We start from the raw sequence: 17,148 nt of genomic DNA, 5'->3' as shown, positions 1-17,148 counted from the left end.
CACTATTTTACAAATGAGCACAAAACTTGATAATCCAGCATTAATTTTAATTGATATTCAAAAAGGTTTTCATGATGTTGCGTATTGGGGCGGAGACCGAAATAATGTCAATGCAGAAGAAAAAGCTGGCGAACTTCTAGAAATTTGGAGATCAGAAAAACTGCCTATTTTTCACATACAACATTGTTCATCAAATCCGAATTCAATTTTGAATGAAACAAATCCTGGAAATGAATTTCAAGATGTTGTAAAACCATTGGAAAGCGAAACAATCATTAAAAAGAATGTCAACAGCGCTTTTATTGGAACAAATTTACAAGAGCTTTTAGATGATGCTAAAATCACAAATCTTGTAATTGTTGGATTGACAACAGATCATTGCGTTTCTACAACAACCCGAATGGCTGGAAATTTTGGATATAAGGTATATTTAGTTTCTGATGCGACAGCGACTTTCAATAAAAAAGGAATAAATGGCGAAGCCTTTTCTGCAGAAATAATTCACCAAACTGCTTTAGCGAGCTTAAATGAAGAATTTGCTCAGGTTGTAACTTCTGATTTTATTAAAGAAATAGTTTAAGTTTTCAGTCGCAGTCACAGTCACAGTTTTCAGTTTTCAGTTAGAACTTTGTCAAAGTTTTTCGAAAATCAAGACTGAAAACTGCGACTGAGACTGAATACTAAAATTTTTTATTGTCCTGTATAAAGAATCTTCTCCCCTTTTTTCAAAACATATCCTTTCCACGGAATTAATTGCCAATCTCCATTAATCCAAGAATCACCTTCGGATTTTCTTTCTAAAATGATGGATTCTTTTTGAGTGTCTAAGAAAAGTTCGGCTTTATTTCCGTCAAAAATTACATAGGAAACAGTAGAATACGTTTTTCCATCATCAGCATGATTTAATCTTGTGCTATTTTCAAAAACTCGAATACATTTTTTCTCAAAACCGACCAAGTATAGCCAGCTGAAGCTTTGCAACCATGTTCATCTGAATCAGCTCCAACGGCGCCTTCTTTTTTCAGTTCTTTTATTTCTTGCGAATCTGTCTTTTCTGGTGAAACTTTTTTAGCACAAGAAAATGAGGCAACCGCAATAAATACAACTAAAATAATCTTTTTCATAATCCTATAGTTTTACAAATTGGACAAAAAAATAGGATTAAAAAATCCTATTTTTGATATAACCAACTTTGATTTACTTCAAATGTAATATTATCATCGTTATCTACAAAATATTTTAACAAGACTTCTCCCCATAATTCACCATTGCTATAATCGGCAATAATCCATCTGTGGTTTAAAATTTTAATTTTATTGATGATAAATTTCTTTCCATCAATCATATCTTGCCCTGTGTATGGATTTCCTTTTGGACCTGCATTTAAATCCAACAATTTCTCTTTTACAACAGGAATCAATTTTTCGTATAAAATTACTTTTCCGCCAGAAGCACTGTTATCAAAATAATTTTGAGCATTTTCGTTGTGCTCTAATGAGAAATAATCGGCTTCAGCTAGTTTTTCTGTAACTAAGTTAATGCTGTCTCTTAGTTTCTTAGTTGTTTTATCATATCTCTCCTTCTCAAATTTCACTTCACCGCTGTAAAACGTATAAGTAAAAACGTTCATTAATATTGCAAGGAGAAAAAGATAAAGCATTAAGGATTTTTTCATTTTGTGGTATAATTAAATTGTAATTTCTAAATTATCATAAGCCAGAAAAACATTTTCTGGAAGTGTTTTTTGAACTTCTTCATGAAAGCCCAACACATGACTGATATGAGTTAAATAAGCTTTTTCAGGCTTGACAAGATTAATAAAATCAAGGGCTTCCTGTAAATTGAAATGTGTATCATGAGGTTCAATGCGCAATGCGTTCACAACCAAAACTTTTAGGTTTTTAAGTTTTTCAATTTCAACATCGGCAATAGTTTTGACATCAGTCAAATAAGCAAAATCGTCTATGCGATAGCCAAAAACCTGCAAATCTCCATGCATGACATTAATTGGAATTGCTAATTTATCACCAACAGCAAAAGGCTTATTGTTTTCTACTTCAATTGTCTTGACACTTGGAGCTCCAGGATATTTATTTACTGTTTCGAAAACATAGTCAAAACGATGTCTTAAATTATCAATTACACGCTGATGTGCATAAACAGGAATTTCGCCTTGTCTGAAATTAAACGGACGAATATCATCCAATCCAGCAGTATGATCTGCATGCTCATGAGTGAATAAAATAGCGTCCAGTTTACGACATCCGCAAGAAAGCATTTGTTGTCTAAAATCGGGGCCACAATCTATAACATAAGAATGTTCATCCCACGAAATCCAGATGGATACTCGGAGCCTTTTATCCTTAGCATCAGTGCTTTTGCAAACGGGATGATCAACCCCAATAATCGGGATACCTTGAGAAGTACCAGTACCTAAAAAATAGACCTTCAATTGAACTTAATTTTTTTACAAAAATAGGATTATTTCTCTTTCATTAGAAGCCTAATTTACTAACTTTGTAACAAATCTATTTAAAATAAAATGGGTACAGAAATAAAACTCAAAGGTGACAAGGTCATCGAACAGATTCCTTCTATAAAAGACAAAGCGTTACGCATCAACTTAAACGAGAATATTTACGGAACATTTGCCGAAATTGGCGCTGGACAAGAGACAGTTAGACATTTTTTCAGATCCGGAGGTTCATCGGGAACAATTGCAAAAGCGATGTCTGCCTATGACAAAGATTTTAGTGATGCCGTTTACGGAATTGAATCTGACGGACGCTATGTGACAGAAAATCGACTAAAAAAATGCTGACGTTTGAAGGTGAATTGATCGAAGAACGTTTAAGCCGAGAAAAACACCCAAACAAACTTTTTTCAGCTACGCTAATACAGTAGCAACTATAGATTTTGCCAAACAATTTAAAGGTCACGGATGGGTAGGAATTAGATACCAAATCGAACCTGACGAAGCTTACAACGAAATCATACTTCACATTCGTTTTAAAGAAACTGACGCCCGATTACAGCAGGAAACTCTAGGAGTTTTAGGTGTAAACTTGATTTACGGTGCATTTTACAAATACAATGACCCAAAACGTTTATTACGTTATTTATACGACCACTTAGACAAAGATCAGCTGGAAATTGATACAATCAACTTCTCTGGACCTCGTTTTGCAGATGTTGACAACCGATTAATGAGTTTGCAATTGGTTAAAAACGGAATGACAGATGCCGTAATGTTTAATCCAGAAGGAAAAAACGTATTGCCAGTCGCTGTTTTATACAAGAAAAACCTTCTTGCTTTTAGAGGAAGTTTCCGTCCAGTAACGAATGTAAATCTTGACATGTATGAGAAATCATTAAAAATGTTTCTCAGCGAAAATAAAGTTGACAAGGACAATACTTTAACCGTTTTTGAAATTACACTTTCAAACTTACGTTCTGATGGTGAAATTGACGAACGCGATTTCATGGACAGAGCCGAATTGCTTTGCTCACTTGGTCAGACTGTAATGATTTCGAATTTCCAAGAATATTATAAAGTAGTAGAATATTTCTCTAATTATACTAAAGCCCGAATGGGATTAGCAATGGGTGTAAACAACCTTGTTGATATTTTTGATGAGAAATACTACCGTCATCTAAGTGGCGGAATCTTAGAAGCCTTCGGAAAATTATTCTACCGAGACATGAAAGTGTTCTTATACCCAATGTTAGGTGATAATGGCGAAATTATTACTTCAGATAACTTAAAAGTTCATCCTCGAATGAAAGAATTGTACAAATTCTTTAAATTCAACGGAAAAGTGGTTGATATTAAAGATTACAACCCAAACATATTAAATGTATTCTCTCGTCAAGTATTAAAAATGATTGGCCAAGGACAATCAGGATGGGAACCAATGCTTCCTTCTGGAGTTGCCGAGATTATAAAAGAACATCATCTTTTTGGATATCATCCGCAGAAAGAATTAGAACAAAATTCTTAATAAAAAAGTCCCTTAGTTGGGACTTTTTTTAGTATTCAGTCGCAGTTTTCAGTCACAGTCTTAGTCACAGTCTCAGTCTTAGTCTCAGTCTTAGTCTCAGTTTGTCAGGCTGAGCGAAGTCGAAGCCCAGGTTCCAATTGGAGCGCCCTTCGACTTCGCTCAGGGTGACAACTGGCAACTGAGACTGAAAACTGAGACTGAAAACTATTTCAAAATCTGCTCTGCATGTTCTTTTGTTTTTACTTTTTCGATTACCTCATCGATAATTCCGTTTTCGTTGATTACAAAAGTGGTTCTGTGGATTCCGTCGTATTCTCTTCCCATGAATTTCTTTGGTCCCCAAACTCCAAAAGCATTGATAACCGATTTATCTTCATCAGCTAATAAAGGAAATGGTAATTCATATTTTTCTTTGAATTTTGTTTGTGCTTTTTGGCTATCGGCACTTACGCCAAGAAGTTCGTAATTATTAGCCTGAAAACGATGAAAATTATCTCTTAGATCACAAGCTTCAGCTGTACATCCTGGCGTACTTGCTTTTGGATAAAAGAAAACTACTAATTTTTTCCGGCGTAATCTGCCAATTTATGTGCTTTTCCTTCTTGATCAATTCCTGAAAAGTTTGGCGCTTTATCGCCCGCTTTTAATGTTGTCATATCTTTTTATTTTAGATTTTAGATTGTTGATTTCAGATTAACAAAGATAACTCATAACTTATAATTCATGACTTTTTTCATGCCCCAGATTGAAGTGAAAACCCCGGAATTATGGCAATTTACATTTTTTGTATTTAAAAAGCGACTCCCGAGGCTTCGGGAGAAGCTCTTTTAAATACTTAAAAATGTTGTTGCCATAATGAGGAGTTGAAACGGAAAGCTGGATTAGGCACATCATAAAAATTATGCTATTTTTACGGGATTAAAAATACGGAAATGAATAAAGAAGCTCGCGTACAATTTGTTATCGACACCTTAAAAGAACTCTACCCTACTATACCTGTCCCGCTAGACCATAAAGATCCTTATACTTTATTAATTGCTGTTTTGCTTTCGGCACAATGTACAGATGTTCGCGTGAATCAAATTACGCCTTTGTTATTTGCAAAAGCTGATAATCCGTATGATATGGTTAAAATGTCTATCGAAGAGATTAAAGAAATTATTCGACCTTGCGGATTGTCTCCAATGAAATCGAAAGGAATTCATGGTTTATCTGAAATTTTGATTGAAAAACACAATGGCGAAGTGCCTCAAAGTTTTGAAGCGCTTGAAGCCTTGCCGGCTGTTGGCCACAAAACTGCAAGTGTTGTAATGTCACAGGCTTTCGGCGTTCCAGCTTTTCCAGTTGACACACACATTCACAGATTAATGTACAGATGGAATCTTTCGAACGGAAAAAATGTTACACAAACTGAAAAAGATGCTAAACGATTATTCCCGAGAGAGTTATGGAATGACTTACATCTTCAGATTATCTGGTACGGACGCGAATACTCACCCGCACGTGGCTGGAGTTTAGAAAAAGACATCATCACAAGGACTATAGGAAAAAAATCTATAATCGAAGAAATGACAAAATAAAAAAGGCGCAAAGATTCTAAACCTTTGCACCTTTGTTTCTTTGAACCTTTGTACCTTAAAAAACTACATTCCCGCTTTCAAAGCATTGTATTCATTTGTCATATCAAGAGACCTGTAAACTCCTAAAAGTGTTTTTGTTACATCTGGATTTTTAGGCTCTATTGTAAGCGCTTTTTTAAGATATGGAATTGCACTTCTGGCAATATCATCTTTTTTTGCATTTAGCTTGTCGTATTGCCGCATCTCTTTCGGAGTTGTTCCTAAGTTTGCAATTTCATCAGCTATTGCCTTTTTTTGTTGCAATTTTAAGTATGCAAGGTTTATATAAGCATCAATATAATTAGGGTTCATTTCTAAAACATAATTATATATTGCTTCAGCTTTAGCATAATCTTTATTTTCCATATAAGAATATGCTAAATTATTGTTTACATCAATTCTTTTTGAAGGAACAGATTCTGTTCTTGGTTTCTCATAAAGGCCTTGATCAATTGCTGATTGTCTTGCTTTTGGAGAAAGGAAAGCATCTTCTTCTTTTGTCTTTTTATTTGTAGCATAATAAAGCACGCCACTTCCCGAATAATTCTTTTTCTTTAGTTCTTCGTAATATTTAATAGCCGAATTATAATCTTTAGCGTTTATAGACGACGAAGCCGCATTGTATAAATTCAGCGTGTCTTTTTTATCAAACAAATATACTTTATAGCTTTTCTCTGCACTTTCTTTAAATTTTCCCGCTTTGAAATCGGCCATAGCACCATTTACCAAGTTCGACTTCATGTCTTTTAAAGCGGCACTCGCTTTTACGGTAAATTTGAACTTTCCAGATTCATTTTCAAACAAAAACACATCTTGATAAGCTTGTGATGCAAGACTGAAGTTGTTTGTCGCATCAATATTTTTACTGGCTAAATCCTTATATACATTTCCTTTCAAAAATAAAAATCAGATTTATCCTCATCCGGCGCGTTTATGATAAGATATTCGGTCTTGTTTAAAATTGTTAGGGCTTCTTGTGAATTACCTTTATCAAAAAGAGACTGCGCATCTTTAATTTGTGCTTTTTGGGCATATGCCCCAACATTTATCAATAATATTGATAAAATCATAAATTTCATTTTCATTGTAGATCAAGTTTGATAGTTAAATAGATTGGGTTCTTTTCTCAAACAATTTCGTTGGTTTCCAAAAATTGGACAAAATTGCACTTTTGATATCCTTCTGCAGGGATTCAAAAATTATCAAACTGAATAATTAGCGAGAGTAGTTTTTTATCATATTAAATATTTTTGAGAATTAGACATTTTCATTTTATCACTTTAAAAAAAATCACATTTTAACAGTATTTACATTATAAATAACATTATTTACTATTGTTTTCTGCAAACATTATATTTTTTTATCTAAAATAGAATTAAAAACTGAATACGCAATAAAATATTATTATTTTTTTATTCAAAATTTAACTTTTTTTAAAGAGGTGATTCGCTCAAATTCTCAATTTATTTAAATACGCACAAAAAAAACTCACTGTCAGTATTTTACATACAGAAGTGAGCTTTAAACCAAAACGACCATTTGGCTTTTCTATTAGCGATAAACTTTTAGCTTTGTTGCTAATTGCTTAATTTGCTATTATATCAAAGTTTTTATTTTCGATTTTCACAACAGTCAATGCTTGTGAATAACTGAGTAAAAAGAAACGACTTCTTTTTTAGGTTTTAAATTTTTAGAAGCTAATGCTTTTTTAGAGTAAATTTTTGCCATACTATGAAAATGTTTATACATAGTATAACGGGTTAATACTCAAATTAGTATTAGTTGGTCAAAATAATTTGATGTTTATCTATTATTTTTCTCAAATTCATTAATGCATAACGCATTCTACCTAGTGCTGTATTGATGCTAACGTCTGTCAACTCTGAGATTTCCTTGAAACTCATGTCTTGATACATACGCATTACCAATACTTCTTTTTGATCGTCTGGAAGCTCTTCGATTAATCTTTTTAAGTCGATTTCTACTTGATCAAGGATCATTTTGCCTTCAATTGTCAGGGAATCATCAGACATTACAGAGAAGATTGAGAATTCTTCTGTTTCTCTGTACATTGGCATTTTTTTGGTTTTGCGAAAGTGATCCACAATTAAATTGTGAGATATACGCATTACCCAAGGCAAAAATTTACCTTCTTCATTATATGAATTACTTTTTAAGGTTTTGATTACTTTAATAAATGTGTCTTGAAAAATATCATTTGATATATCTCTATCAGCAATCTTAGAATATATGAAACCATAAATCTTCGATTCGTGCCTTTTGATTAATGTCGACAGCGCAACTTCATTGCCATCGATATAATTTTTCACTAACAGAGCGTCTGGAATGTGCAGATGAGCCATAATACTACTTTTTTAGGTTTTTAATTTGGAGTAATTTTCTAAAAAGTAATTTTATTGTATAGGCTTCTCTTTTTTAGTTATGTTAATTAAGTGACCAAATTTAACAAATAATTATTTTAAAAAGCAAATAAAACACAGAATAATTAACAATAAAAACTTAAAAAATAGACACATAAGTTAATTTTTACTGGAAAAGACCGCTAAATCAGCAAATCAGCTATATTTGCAAAAAGACATAAATTACTTACAATTAAGCAGTTACAAAGTAATTTATGCCTTTTTTGAAATAAAAAACTATTGATAAACGCGTACGTAATCGACATAGTACTTTTGCGGAAAGATTTTATCATCTACCTCTGGCCCGCCAAAATTTCCTCCAACAGCTAAATTGACAATGATATAGAAAGGTTTGTCAAAAGGCCAAGTGTCTTCATTTTTTACCGGAGGATTAAATGTATAGACTAATGTTTTATCTACAAAAAAGTCCATTTTATCTTTTGTCCATTCGATTGCAAAGATGTGATAACCTTCTTCAATATTAGGATATGGGGTTCTTTTAGTATTTATTGTATTTCCGTGACTGTCTTGTGTATGCAAAGTAGTATAAACCATTCCTGGATCGCGACCAATGTATTCCAGAATATCAATTTCACCTGCTTTTGGCCAGTGGATTTCATCAATATTGGCGCCTAGCATCCAGAACGCCGGCCAGATTCCTTGACCAACTGGCAATTTTGCTCTTGCTTCAATTCGGCCATATTTAAATTCTTTTTTCCTTTAGTCGTAATTTTAGTCGAAGTGTATTTAGCGCCTTCTTTTCTAGCTTCTATAACTAGATTTCCATCTTTAAATTCATGATTTGTTTTGGTATAAACCTGTCTTTCATTGTTTCCAAAACCACAAAGATTAGGACAGCCATCGCCTATTTCAAAATTCCAATCTTTTTCATTCAATTCTTTTTTATTGAAGTTTTCTTCCCAAACGAGTTTTCTTTTTACTTCCTGCGCAAAACATGCACTGCTGATCAACAGCAACATAATTACCTTTTTCATACTTTCATTTAAAATTATAAAAATTGAGAAGGTCAACCTAAACTGACCTTCTCATTTCATTCTTACTAATTAATTTATACTCTATTGATACACTCTAACGTAATCAATCTCCATAGAAGACTGCGTGAAAGCCGCATCAATATTACCGCCAAAATTACCTCCCATAGCAACATTCAAAATTAAGAAAAAGTCTTTGTTGAAAGGCAAACTCGCATCATTAGGAACCGAATGAATTAACTCATCATCTACATATATTTTTACAGCTTCAGGACTCCAAATTGTTTTGTAAATATGAAATTCTGTCGAAACATTTGCAATAGTTTTTGAACCAGTATTAGCAGTTCCGCCAGAGTGTCCAGGATAATGAAGCGTTCCATGGATTACATTCTGACTGTTTCCAACATGTTCCATAATATCTAATTCTCCACATGCAGGCCATGCATTTGTTGCATAATTTGCTCCAAGCATCCAGATAGCAGGCCAAGTTCCTCCACCTATTGGAAGTTTCGCACGAACCTCAACTTTTCCATAGGTAAATTTATATTTCCCTTCAGATTTTAATCTGGCTGAAGAATAATCAGCTCCGCCAGAAGCTTCTTTTTTAGCTGTAATTTTCAAATTACCTCCTTGAACGATTACGTTTGTTGAAGAATTTGTGTAATTCTGTTTTTCATTATTTCCCCAACCGTTGTCGCCGCGTCCTAAATCATAAACCCATTTTGAAGCATCTGGCGCTCCATCTGTATTAAATTCATCAGACCAAACTAAATTTGTATAATCTTTATCAGGTGTCGTTGGGTTTTGTGTTGGTTTTGTTGTTGTAAAAATATGGTACCAAGCCAATGATGCATTTCCGCCCATAACAGCTCTAACAACCATTCTGTTTGCCGTAATAGATAAAATCTCGTATGAACTTTGACCGATATAGTAACCCATAAATCCGCCATCAGAGAAATTCATCATTGTCCCTCTTGTTTGCGTTGCATGATTTGGATTTTTCATTACAAAAGATTCTGAAGGACTCAACGAAACTGTTTTCTTTCCTGAAGTATCATAAGCCAAACAAGCATCAGATCCTGAGTTTCCTCCTCCCACGCTTTCAAATGCTTGCGTTAAAGAAAGTTGCTCCTCCGTTGTTTAATTGGAATTTAAGCTGACCACCTTCTAAAGAGAATGTCAATTCGTTTTCATATAAACAGCCGCTTGTTGGTGAACCTGCTTTTTCCCAAGCTCCAGCCTGATAATAGTTTCCATAATAGTTTTTAGTTGCATCGCCGTCATTTTGACCAACTCCTAGATGCCCAGCTTCTGAAGCCGACCAATACCATTTTTTAGAAGTACCGCCAGTCAAGAATTGTACTGCCTCGGCATCACTAAAATCACTTCTAACGGTAACATCTGTTGTTGTTGTCGTGCTTACTCCACCTTTTCCAGAAGCAATTACAGTAACTGTATAAGTATTTACTCCTGTTTTTGTAAAACGCTTTGTAATTACTCCGTTTGGCGCATTATCAGATGTTCCATCACTATATACATATTTGTATGATATTGCGCCATCAGCTTTAGCTGTAAATTTTACTGTTCCAGAACCGTCTCCGTTTGGAGTCGCGGTAGTTTTACCAATAATCTCAGCCGTAACTTTAAGATTTGTTGGTGAATCAATTGATCCAAAAGTGAAATCATCATTTTGACATCCCATCATCAAGACAATCGCAAATAAGGATACTATTTTTAAAATTATTTTTTTGTTCATGATTTCTCGTTTTAATTGGATTGTTTAATGTCATCAAAGTAATATGTCGCTCCTGTTCCTGTTTGTCCAAAATCTGGAAATAAAATTACTCTGTCATATTTGATGCTAGAATCGAAACTTGCGGCGCTTGTAAGATCAAAAGTCAAAATTTGCCACGCATTTGCTACTGTTGTTGATGCATGCACTTCAAAATTTACGCTTGGATTTCCATTTCCATCTTTTGGAGATGTCGAAAGCTCCATTTTGTATAAAATATCAGCTCCAACTTTTGGCGACCAAACGGCTACTTTTACTTTAGTTCCTTTTGAGAAATCTGGTGAAGCATCAAGATTTAAACTAGCTCCAGCCCAAGTTTCTGCACCAGATTTTTTCTCCAATTTAACTACTTTATCAGATACGTTTGCTCCTGTTTTGTCAGGATTTGTTGTCATTGAAGCAATAACATTTCCGAAACCGCCCCAATTATAAGTCAAGTTTGTAGATTCAAAATCAATAGGCAATGCAATTGATTCTGCAGGCGCTTTATAGAAATAAATATTGTCAATAAATACTGTTCCTCCAGCCCAAGGCGTTCCAACAAATTTCAATTGGAAAATTTTATCTACTGTTAATCCTTGGCTTGTCCATGCCGAAATTGGAATATCAATACTTGTCCATTGATTTGCAGTAAGATCTTTTGTAACAGGTTTTTCTGAAGGTCCAGTTTGAATCAATGAAGTTTCAATCTTTTGTGCATCGGCTGTCCACACATCCATGTGCAGATATTCCATTTTAGAAACATCTATCGTTACATTGTCTGCCAATGCAATTCCTTGGTAGCTTAATTTGATATAATTCAGCATTTTGTCTCCGTTCAAATCAAACTCTGCCCAGCTACTTCCTTGTCCTGCCTGACCCCAATCTGGGAAATAATTTGTTCCTGCAACATTAGTATATTTAGAACCATAAATTGAAATTACATCTGCCGGTTGTCTATTTGGAGGCGTTGGTGCCGATGCTGAAGGCGCTACAACCAGTTTTGCTGTAACTTGAGCAGTATACTCTGTTGTTTTAATCGCCGCACTTTTTGAAACTACACGAACGGTGTAAACTCCAGCTTCCTTATATGTATAAGAAACAGATTCACCATTGTTTGCCGAAACTGGGTCTGGTTTTCCAGCTTCTCCAAAATAAACATCATAAAACAAAGCAAAATCTGCAGTAGCTTTTACGGTTACTTTTTTAGATACTGATAAATCATTTGTGATTTCAACTACTAAATTTTCTGGAGCTCTGAATGATACAACAACATCATGTGCAACTTCGGTTGTTTTTCCGTTCACATTCATTGCCGTAATTTTCGATTTATATGTTCCTTCTTTATAAGTATGCGTTACAGTTCCGCCAGAAGGAATATAAGTTGATTCTGGAGTTCCGTCACCAAAACTGATTTTATACTGCGTTGCACCTTCTCCAGTCGGGATAAAAGTTACTTTTCCTGTATTGTCTTGTGTCACTGTTGTCAATGCCGACACATTCGTTGGTGCTCGCAGCCGCTGTCTAAATCAACATCAAGAGCATCATCGTTTGCACAAGCAATCAGCATTGTCAAAACGAAAAGATTTAATATTAGATATATTTTTTTCATAATTGTATTTTTTAGTATCCAGGATTTTGTTGCCAGTTTCCATTAGCAAATTGAATTTCTTCAATTGGAAGCGGAAATAATTCGTTTTTATTAGCTGTAAAACCAGGAATTTTCCCAACAGCTTTTCCAGTTCTTACCAAATCAAAGAAACGATGTCCTTCACCAAAAAGTTCCACTCTTCTTTCAGCATAAATAAAATCGGTCAAAGCCTGTCCTGAAGCTGTGATATCGTGATTGTTATCTCCAAAAGCACGTCTTCTTACTTGATTTAAATAATCTCTTGCTTTCGCATCATTGTTTCCTGCACGACTATACGCTTCGGTCGCCATCAATAAAACGTCTGCGTAACGAATCGCTCTGTAGTTGTTTGGATTTGTCAAATTCAAATCTCCCGCTGCAGTTGCGCTTCTTTTTCTTGGAAGGTATTTTCTGTTGAAATATCCTGTATCCTCATTTCCTTTTCCGTAGCTCACACCTTTTCCTCCGTCATAATTAGCATTTGCGGCAGCAAAAGCGGCAATGTCTAAAATCGCAACATCTTTACGTTTGTCACCAGCTTCAAAAGCATCTGCACCTTCTTTTGTTGGAACATTAAAACTGAATCCAGAAGAGAAAAGCGGTCCAGAATAATTTCTGACACCGCTAAATCCAACGGCTACGTTACCTTCACTACATTGCAGACATCCAAATCCAGCACCTTCAATATCCGTATATTGCACTTCAAAAACAGATTCCGCATTATTTTCTCCAGCTTCTTCAAAAATTGAATTGTAATCTGATACTAAAGAATATTTTCCTGAAGTAATTACGCCATCTAAAGCTGTTGCCGCCTGAGCAAATTTCCCTTCATACAAATAAGCTTTCCCAAGAAGTGCCAAAGCGAGCACCTTTTGTAATACGCCCTTTTTGAGAAGCAATTGGAGATAAATTAGCAGTACGCAAAGTTAAATCAGCTTCTATTGAAGCGTAAACTTCTTCCTTACTTGAACGCGGGATTGTTTTTTCATCTCCAATTTTAAACCTCGCATCGCCTTTCATTGGTATTCCACCAAACCATTTCACTAACTCAAACTGGTAGTATGCTCTTAAAAAACGTGCTTCGGCTATAACTTGTGTTTTTCCTGGAAAATCAGTCTTATCTTTAAATTCAAGAATATAATTTGCTCTTTGAACACCTGCAAACATCCAGTTCCAGATATCTCTTAAATTGCTGTTTACCGGAGTATGAATCATGTCATCTATTTGTTGCCAGCCAATAACGTCCGTCGGGCTTTCTCCTCCACAAAGTGTATTGTCTGAGGCAATTTCTCCTAATATGACATTTGCATATGAAGCTTGCAATAAATCATATGCGGCAACTAATGCCTGATCATAATCTTCTTTTGAATTAAAATAGTTTTCAGAATCAATTGAATATTCTGGTGTAGGATCAACAAACTCATCCGAACAAGAAATACATAAAGTCGAAAATAGAGTAAGCGTTATAACGGTTGTATATAAATATTTTTTCATTTTAATTGAAATTAAAAATTAAGGTTAAGTCCCATTAAATAGGTTCTCGGAATTGGATAGAAACCATAATCGATTCCAGCACCAATAGGAGACTGAGAAACATTATCACGATTACCTGGGCCAAATGAAGCGCCCGGATCAAAACCTTTATACTTTGTAAATGTGTATAAATTATTTACCCCAACATAAAGTCTTAATTTTGTAAGCCCTGCTTTTTGAGCCACATTTGGACTTAGAGAATATCCTAATTGAATATTTTGGATTCTGAAATACGAAGCATCTTCAACAAAATAATCAGAGAACACATTGTTTGCTGTTGCTCCCGTTGTTACTCTAGGCGTTGAATTTGTTGATCCCTCGCCTGTCCATCTGTCTAAAACATAATTCAAACGATTAGCGTCTGAAAGTGTTCTTTCGTAATTACGAACCATGTCATTTCCTACAGATGCAAAAGTGTACATTGCAAAATCTACATTTTTGTAATTCATCTGTATATTGAAACCCATTGTAGCATCGGCAATTGGATCGCCAATATTTGTTTTGTCATTTGTATCGATTTTGCCATCGCCATTTACATCAACAAAACGAAGATCACCAGGAACTGCATTTGCTCCTAAAGCAATTTGTGATGGATGAGCATCGATTTCTGCTTGATTCTGGAAAACTCCATCTGTTTTATATCCGTAGAAATATCCCATTGGTTTCCCTACTTCCATGCGTGAAGGTGCAGGCTGACCAACACCAAAAGCGCCTCCTTCAATAAATCCTGTACCGTTATTTACTTCTTGCACAACATTTTTCAGAAGAGTAACATTATATCCTACACTAAAATTGAAAGAATCTGAGAATTTATCTTTGTAGTCAATTGCGAATTCAAAACCTGAATTTTTAACTGATCCCGCATTTAAAGTTGGAGCGCTTGCGCCTGGAGCTCCTGTTCCGTTAATTCCAGAAACTGGGATATTTGGCACTAATAGATCTTTTCTAACATCATTGAAATAATCAGCTACAATGTAAACTTTATCATTTAAGATTTTCAGATCCAAACCAACATCGAATTTTTGTGCTTCTTCCCATTTTAAATTTGGATTCGGAACCTGTCCTGTTGCACTTCCGTTTACGATTGTACCATCAAAAACATACGTAGCTTCTCCATTTAAAAGTCCTAAATAACCATAATTCGGAATTTGGTCGTTTCCTAACGTTCCGTAACTACCTCTCAGCTTTAAGAAATTGATAAACTTAGATTCTCCAAAAATTCTTCTTTCGAAATGATCCATCCACCTGTAACAGAATAGAAATGCCCAATCTTGTTTCCTGGCCCAAATTTAGTCGAGGCATCACGACGCGCCATTCCAGAAAGCAAATATTTCTCTTTATAGTCATATTGAAGTCTTGCATAATAAGACAATCTTCTTTGATCATAATTATAAGAACTGTTTGTCAATGTTTCTGAAATTCCTTTTGTCAAAGAAATATCGGCAAACTGCCAAGAATTATTTGGAACATCATAACCCGTTGCTGTAAGTCCGTTACCCCATTCTTTAAAGATTGTTGTACCTACAGTTCCTGTAATATTATGTGCATCGGCAATTTTTGTTGTATAAGTTCCAAAAAGGTCAAATGAATAATTATTATCATTTACAGCTCTTTGCGTTACTGAACTTCTTTGAACATCAAAAACTTTTCCACCGTAACTAATTTGTTTTGCAAAATCTTTTCCTTCACTGTTTGAAGTATTAAAACCAATTGCACTTGACAAAGTAAATCCTTTGAAAATTTTATAATCCAAAGCAAAGTTTCCGTTCAGTTTTTTATAATTATATTTATTATAAGAATTTTCGATTTGCGCCAGCGGATTGATAATTTCATTTCCTAATCCTGTTGTATTTGGCACAAGAGCAAAACTGCCATCTGCATTATAAGGACTTAATGTTGCTGGAACGTTCAATGCATTAAACAATACAGATCCAAGACCATTTTCATTTAATGTTTTTCTAGTGAAATAGGTATAAATCACATTGGTTCTCATTTTAATCTTACTGCTAAGATCAGCGCTTAAACCAAGTCTTGCCGTATTTCTTAAATAACCTGATTTGTCGCCTCCAACAATACCTTCTTGATCCAAATGTGATCCACTGACAGAGTATGTAATATTTTCTGAACCTCCAGAAATAGTCAAATCATTATTAATAATAGGTGCCATCTGAAAAACTTCATCTTGCCAGTTTGTACCTGTTCCTAATCCGCTTACATTAGGATAAGGAATTGGTTTTCCTCCATTTGCATAACTTTCATTTAATAAAAGTGCATATTCTGTAGCGTTTAGCGTTGGAAGTTTTCTAGAAGTTTCCTGAAATCCTGCGTAGCTGTTGAAGGAAACTTTTGTTTTAGAATTCTTTTACCCATTTTGGTTGTCACCAAAATAATTCCGTTTGCACCAATTGTTCCGTAGATTGCCGCTTGTGCATCTTTTAAAACGGTAATCGTTTCAATGTCATTTGGATTCAACAAACTAAAATCTCCCACATAACCATCAATAATGGCAGTTGGTGAGTTCTGACCATTTGTAGCAATACCACGAATACGAATATCCAATCCTGCTCCCGGCGCACCAGACTGCATAGTTACATTCACACCTGAAACCGTTCCTTGCAAGGCTTGTTCAATTCTTGCTGGTTTCAAGATGTCCAGTGTTTTACTGTCAACTACAGATACTGCTCCGGTAATTTCTCTTTTTTCTGAGTACCGTAACCAATAACCACAACTTCTTCGAGTGATTTTGTGTCATCGGCCATCTTTACGTTCATCTTAGTTCCAGAAACTGCAACTTCCTGCGTTCTGTAACCTATATAACTAAAGACAATTGAAGATCCTTTTGGAACTCCGGTTAACTTAAAAGATCCGTCAAAGTCTGTGGTTGTACTTTGCGACGAACTTTTAACTTTTACATTTACGCCAGGCAATGATAATCCTGACCCATCTACTACCGTTCCGCTTACATCAATTGATTGCGCAAAGGCAAATGATGTGCACAACGATAGTACAATTAGTAACAATTTCGATTTCATAATTAGTTAGTTTTTATTGAAAGATAAATTTATTCGTTCCGATTAGGAATCCGATAAATTTAACCTCAACAAAAAACATACATCATAAAAAAACTGTTAGTAATTTTAAGATATCGTAAAATACAACTCAAAAAAGCTAATATTTACGAA

At 34.7% G+C, this 17,148-nt stretch carries 14 protein-coding genes and 4 pseudogenes; 3 read left to right on the top strand and 15 right to left on the bottom strand.

Annotated elements, in window-relative coordinates:
* The first annotated feature begins 13 nt into the window (after positions 1-13).
* Positions 14-580: a cysteine hydrolase family protein gene (locus ACQ9BO_RS11570; protein WP_431244821.1), complete on the top strand. Its 567-nt coding sequence runs from the start codon at positions 14-16 to the stop codon at positions 578-580.
* A gap of 110 nt (positions 581-690) precedes the next feature.
* Here ACQ9BO_RS11570 and ACQ9BO_RS11565 read toward each other — a convergent pair whose 3' ends face one another.
* From ACQ9BO_RS11565 to ACQ9BO_RS11550, 4 genes are read right to left on the bottom strand one after another with little or no spacing between them, the layout of a single operon-like run.
* Positions 691-957 carry a hypothetical protein gene (locus ACQ9BO_RS11565; RefSeq protein WP_431244820.1) on the bottom strand — a complete coding sequence of 89 codons (267 nt, stop codon included), beginning with the start codon at positions 955-957 and terminating at the stop codon, positions 691-693.
* Positions 903-1,124: a hypothetical protein gene (locus ACQ9BO_RS11560; protein WP_431244819.1), complete on the bottom strand. Its 222-nt coding sequence runs from the start codon at positions 1,122-1,124 to the stop codon at positions 903-905. Before ACQ9BO_RS11560 ends, ACQ9BO_RS11565 begins: the two co-directional genes overlap by 55 nt.
* Before the next feature lie 47 nt (positions 1,125-1,171).
* A complete protein-coding gene (locus ACQ9BO_RS11555) occupies positions 1,172-1,675 on the bottom strand; it encodes a hypothetical protein (protein WP_320566827.1) in 504 nt (167 codons plus the stop codon).
* Between the two features lie 12 nt (positions 1,676-1,687).
* Positions 1,688-2,452, bottom strand: a complete 765-nt coding sequence (locus tag ACQ9BO_RS11550) for an MBL fold metallo-hydrolase (RefSeq protein WP_431244818.1) — start codon at positions 2,450-2,452, stop codon at positions 1,688-1,690.
* A 90-nt stretch (positions 2,453-2,542) separates the two neighbouring features.
* On the opposite strand from ACQ9BO_RS11550, the pseudogene ACQ9BO_RS11545 reads away from it, so the two are divergent.
* Positions 2,543-4,001: pseudogene (locus ACQ9BO_RS11545) on the top strand (TonB-dependent receptor).
* Between the two features lie 204 nt (positions 4,002-4,205).
* Here ACQ9BO_RS11545 and bcp read toward each other — a convergent pair.
* Positions 4,206-4,657, bottom strand: a pseudogene (bcp, locus tag ACQ9BO_RS11540) (thioredoxin-dependent thiol peroxidase).
* 276 nt (positions 4,658-4,933) lie between these two features.
* Here bcp and ACQ9BO_RS11535 point away from each other — a divergent pair.
* Positions 4,934-5,581, top strand: coding sequence for an endonuclease III domain-containing protein (locus ACQ9BO_RS11535; protein ID WP_431244817.1), 648 nt, complete (start codon positions 4,934-4,936; stop codon positions 5,579-5,581).
* Positions 5,582-5,644: 63 nt separating this feature from the next.
* Here the strand turns inward: ACQ9BO_RS11535 and ACQ9BO_RS11530 are convergent, their stop codons facing one another.
* The 10 genes and pseudogenes from ACQ9BO_RS11530 to ACQ9BO_RS11485 form a co-directional block, all read right to left on the bottom strand.
* Entirely contained in the window at positions 5,645-6,517 is an 873-nt protein-coding gene (locus tag ACQ9BO_RS11530; protein ID WP_431244816.1) for a tetratricopeptide repeat protein, read from the bottom strand.
* Entirely contained in the window at positions 6,514-6,690 is a 177-nt protein-coding gene (locus tag ACQ9BO_RS11525) for a hypothetical protein (RefSeq protein WP_431244815.1), read from the bottom strand. Before ACQ9BO_RS11525 ends, ACQ9BO_RS11530 begins: the two co-directional genes overlap by 4 nt.
* A gap of 708 nt (positions 6,691-7,398) precedes the next feature.
* Positions 7,399-7,983: an RNA polymerase sigma factor gene (locus ACQ9BO_RS11520; RefSeq protein WP_132990132.1), complete on the bottom strand. Its 585-nt coding sequence runs from the start codon at positions 7,981-7,983 to the stop codon at positions 7,399-7,401.
* A 294-nt stretch (positions 7,984-8,277) separates the two neighbouring features.
* Positions 8,278-8,715: a glycoside hydrolase family 16 protein gene (locus tag ACQ9BO_RS11515; protein ID WP_431244814.1), complete on the bottom strand. Its 438-nt coding sequence runs from the start codon at positions 8,713-8,715 to the stop codon at positions 8,278-8,280.
* A complete protein-coding gene (locus ACQ9BO_RS11510) occupies positions 8,673-9,035 on the bottom strand; it encodes a glycoside hydrolase family 16 protein (RefSeq protein WP_431244813.1) in 363 nt (120 codons plus the stop codon). Before ACQ9BO_RS11510 ends, ACQ9BO_RS11515 begins: the two co-directional genes overlap by 43 nt.
* An 81-nt stretch (positions 9,036-9,116) precedes the next feature.
* On the bottom strand, positions 9,117-10,130 hold the full coding sequence (locus ACQ9BO_RS11505) for a glycoside hydrolase family 16 protein (RefSeq protein WP_431244812.1): 1,014 nt from the start codon (positions 10,128-10,130) through the stop codon (positions 9,117-9,119).
* A gap of 4 nt (positions 10,131-10,134) precedes the next feature.
* Positions 10,135-10,788: a hypothetical protein gene (locus ACQ9BO_RS11500; protein ID WP_431244811.1), complete on the bottom strand. Its 654-nt coding sequence runs from the start codon at positions 10,786-10,788 to the stop codon at positions 10,135-10,137.
* 11 nt (positions 10,789-10,799) lie between these two features.
* Entirely contained in the window at positions 10,800-12,293 is a 1,494-nt protein-coding gene (locus tag ACQ9BO_RS11495) for a PKD domain-containing protein (protein WP_431244810.1), read from the bottom strand.
* A 133-nt stretch (positions 12,294-12,426) separates the two neighbouring features.
* Positions 12,427-13,927, bottom strand: a pseudogene (locus ACQ9BO_RS11490) (RagB/SusD family nutrient uptake outer membrane protein).
* 11 nt (positions 13,928-13,938) lie between these two features.
* Positions 13,939-16,998, bottom strand: a pseudogene (locus ACQ9BO_RS11485) (SusC/RagA family TonB-linked outer membrane protein).
* Positions 16,999-17,148 lie beyond the last annotated feature (150 nt).

The organism is Flavobacterium sp. P21, assembly GCF_050632225.1.
Taxonomy (GTDB): domain Bacteria; phylum Bacteroidota; class Bacteroidia; order Flavobacteriales; family Flavobacteriaceae; genus Flavobacterium.
The sequence above is the reverse complement of the archived record's forward strand: the minus strand, read 5'-3'. Positions and strand labels throughout refer to the sequence as shown.

Coding starts and splice junctions, on each gene's coding strand:
- ACQ9BO_RS11510 (WP_431244813.1), bottom strand. CDS start 9,035: ATGAAAAAGGTAATTATGTTGCTGTTGATCAGCAGTGCATGTTTTGCG.
- ACQ9BO_RS11555 (WP_320566827.1), bottom strand. CDS start 1,675: ATGAAAAAATCCTTAATGCTTTATCTTTTTCTCCTTGCAATATTAATG.
- ACQ9BO_RS11560 (WP_431244819.1), bottom strand. CDS start 1,124: ATGAAAAAGATTATTTTAGTTGTATTTATTGCGGTTGCCTCATTTTCT.
- ACQ9BO_RS11500 (WP_431244811.1), bottom strand. CDS start 10,788: ATGAACAAAAAAATAATTTTAAAAATAGTATCCTTATTTGCGATTGTC.
- ACQ9BO_RS11570 (WP_431244821.1), top strand. CDS start 14: ATGAGCACAAAACTTGATAATCCAGCATTAATTTTAATTGATATTCAA.
- ACQ9BO_RS11525 (WP_431244815.1), bottom strand. CDS start 6,690: ATGATTTTATCAATATTATTGATAAATGTTGGGGCATATGCCCAAAAA.
- ACQ9BO_RS11535 (WP_431244817.1), top strand. CDS start 4,934: ATGAATAAAGAAGCTCGCGTACAATTTGTTATCGACACCTTAAAAGAA.
- ACQ9BO_RS11520 (WP_132990132.1), bottom strand. CDS start 7,983: ATGGCTCATCTGCACATTCCAGACGCTCTGTTAGTGAAAAATTATATC.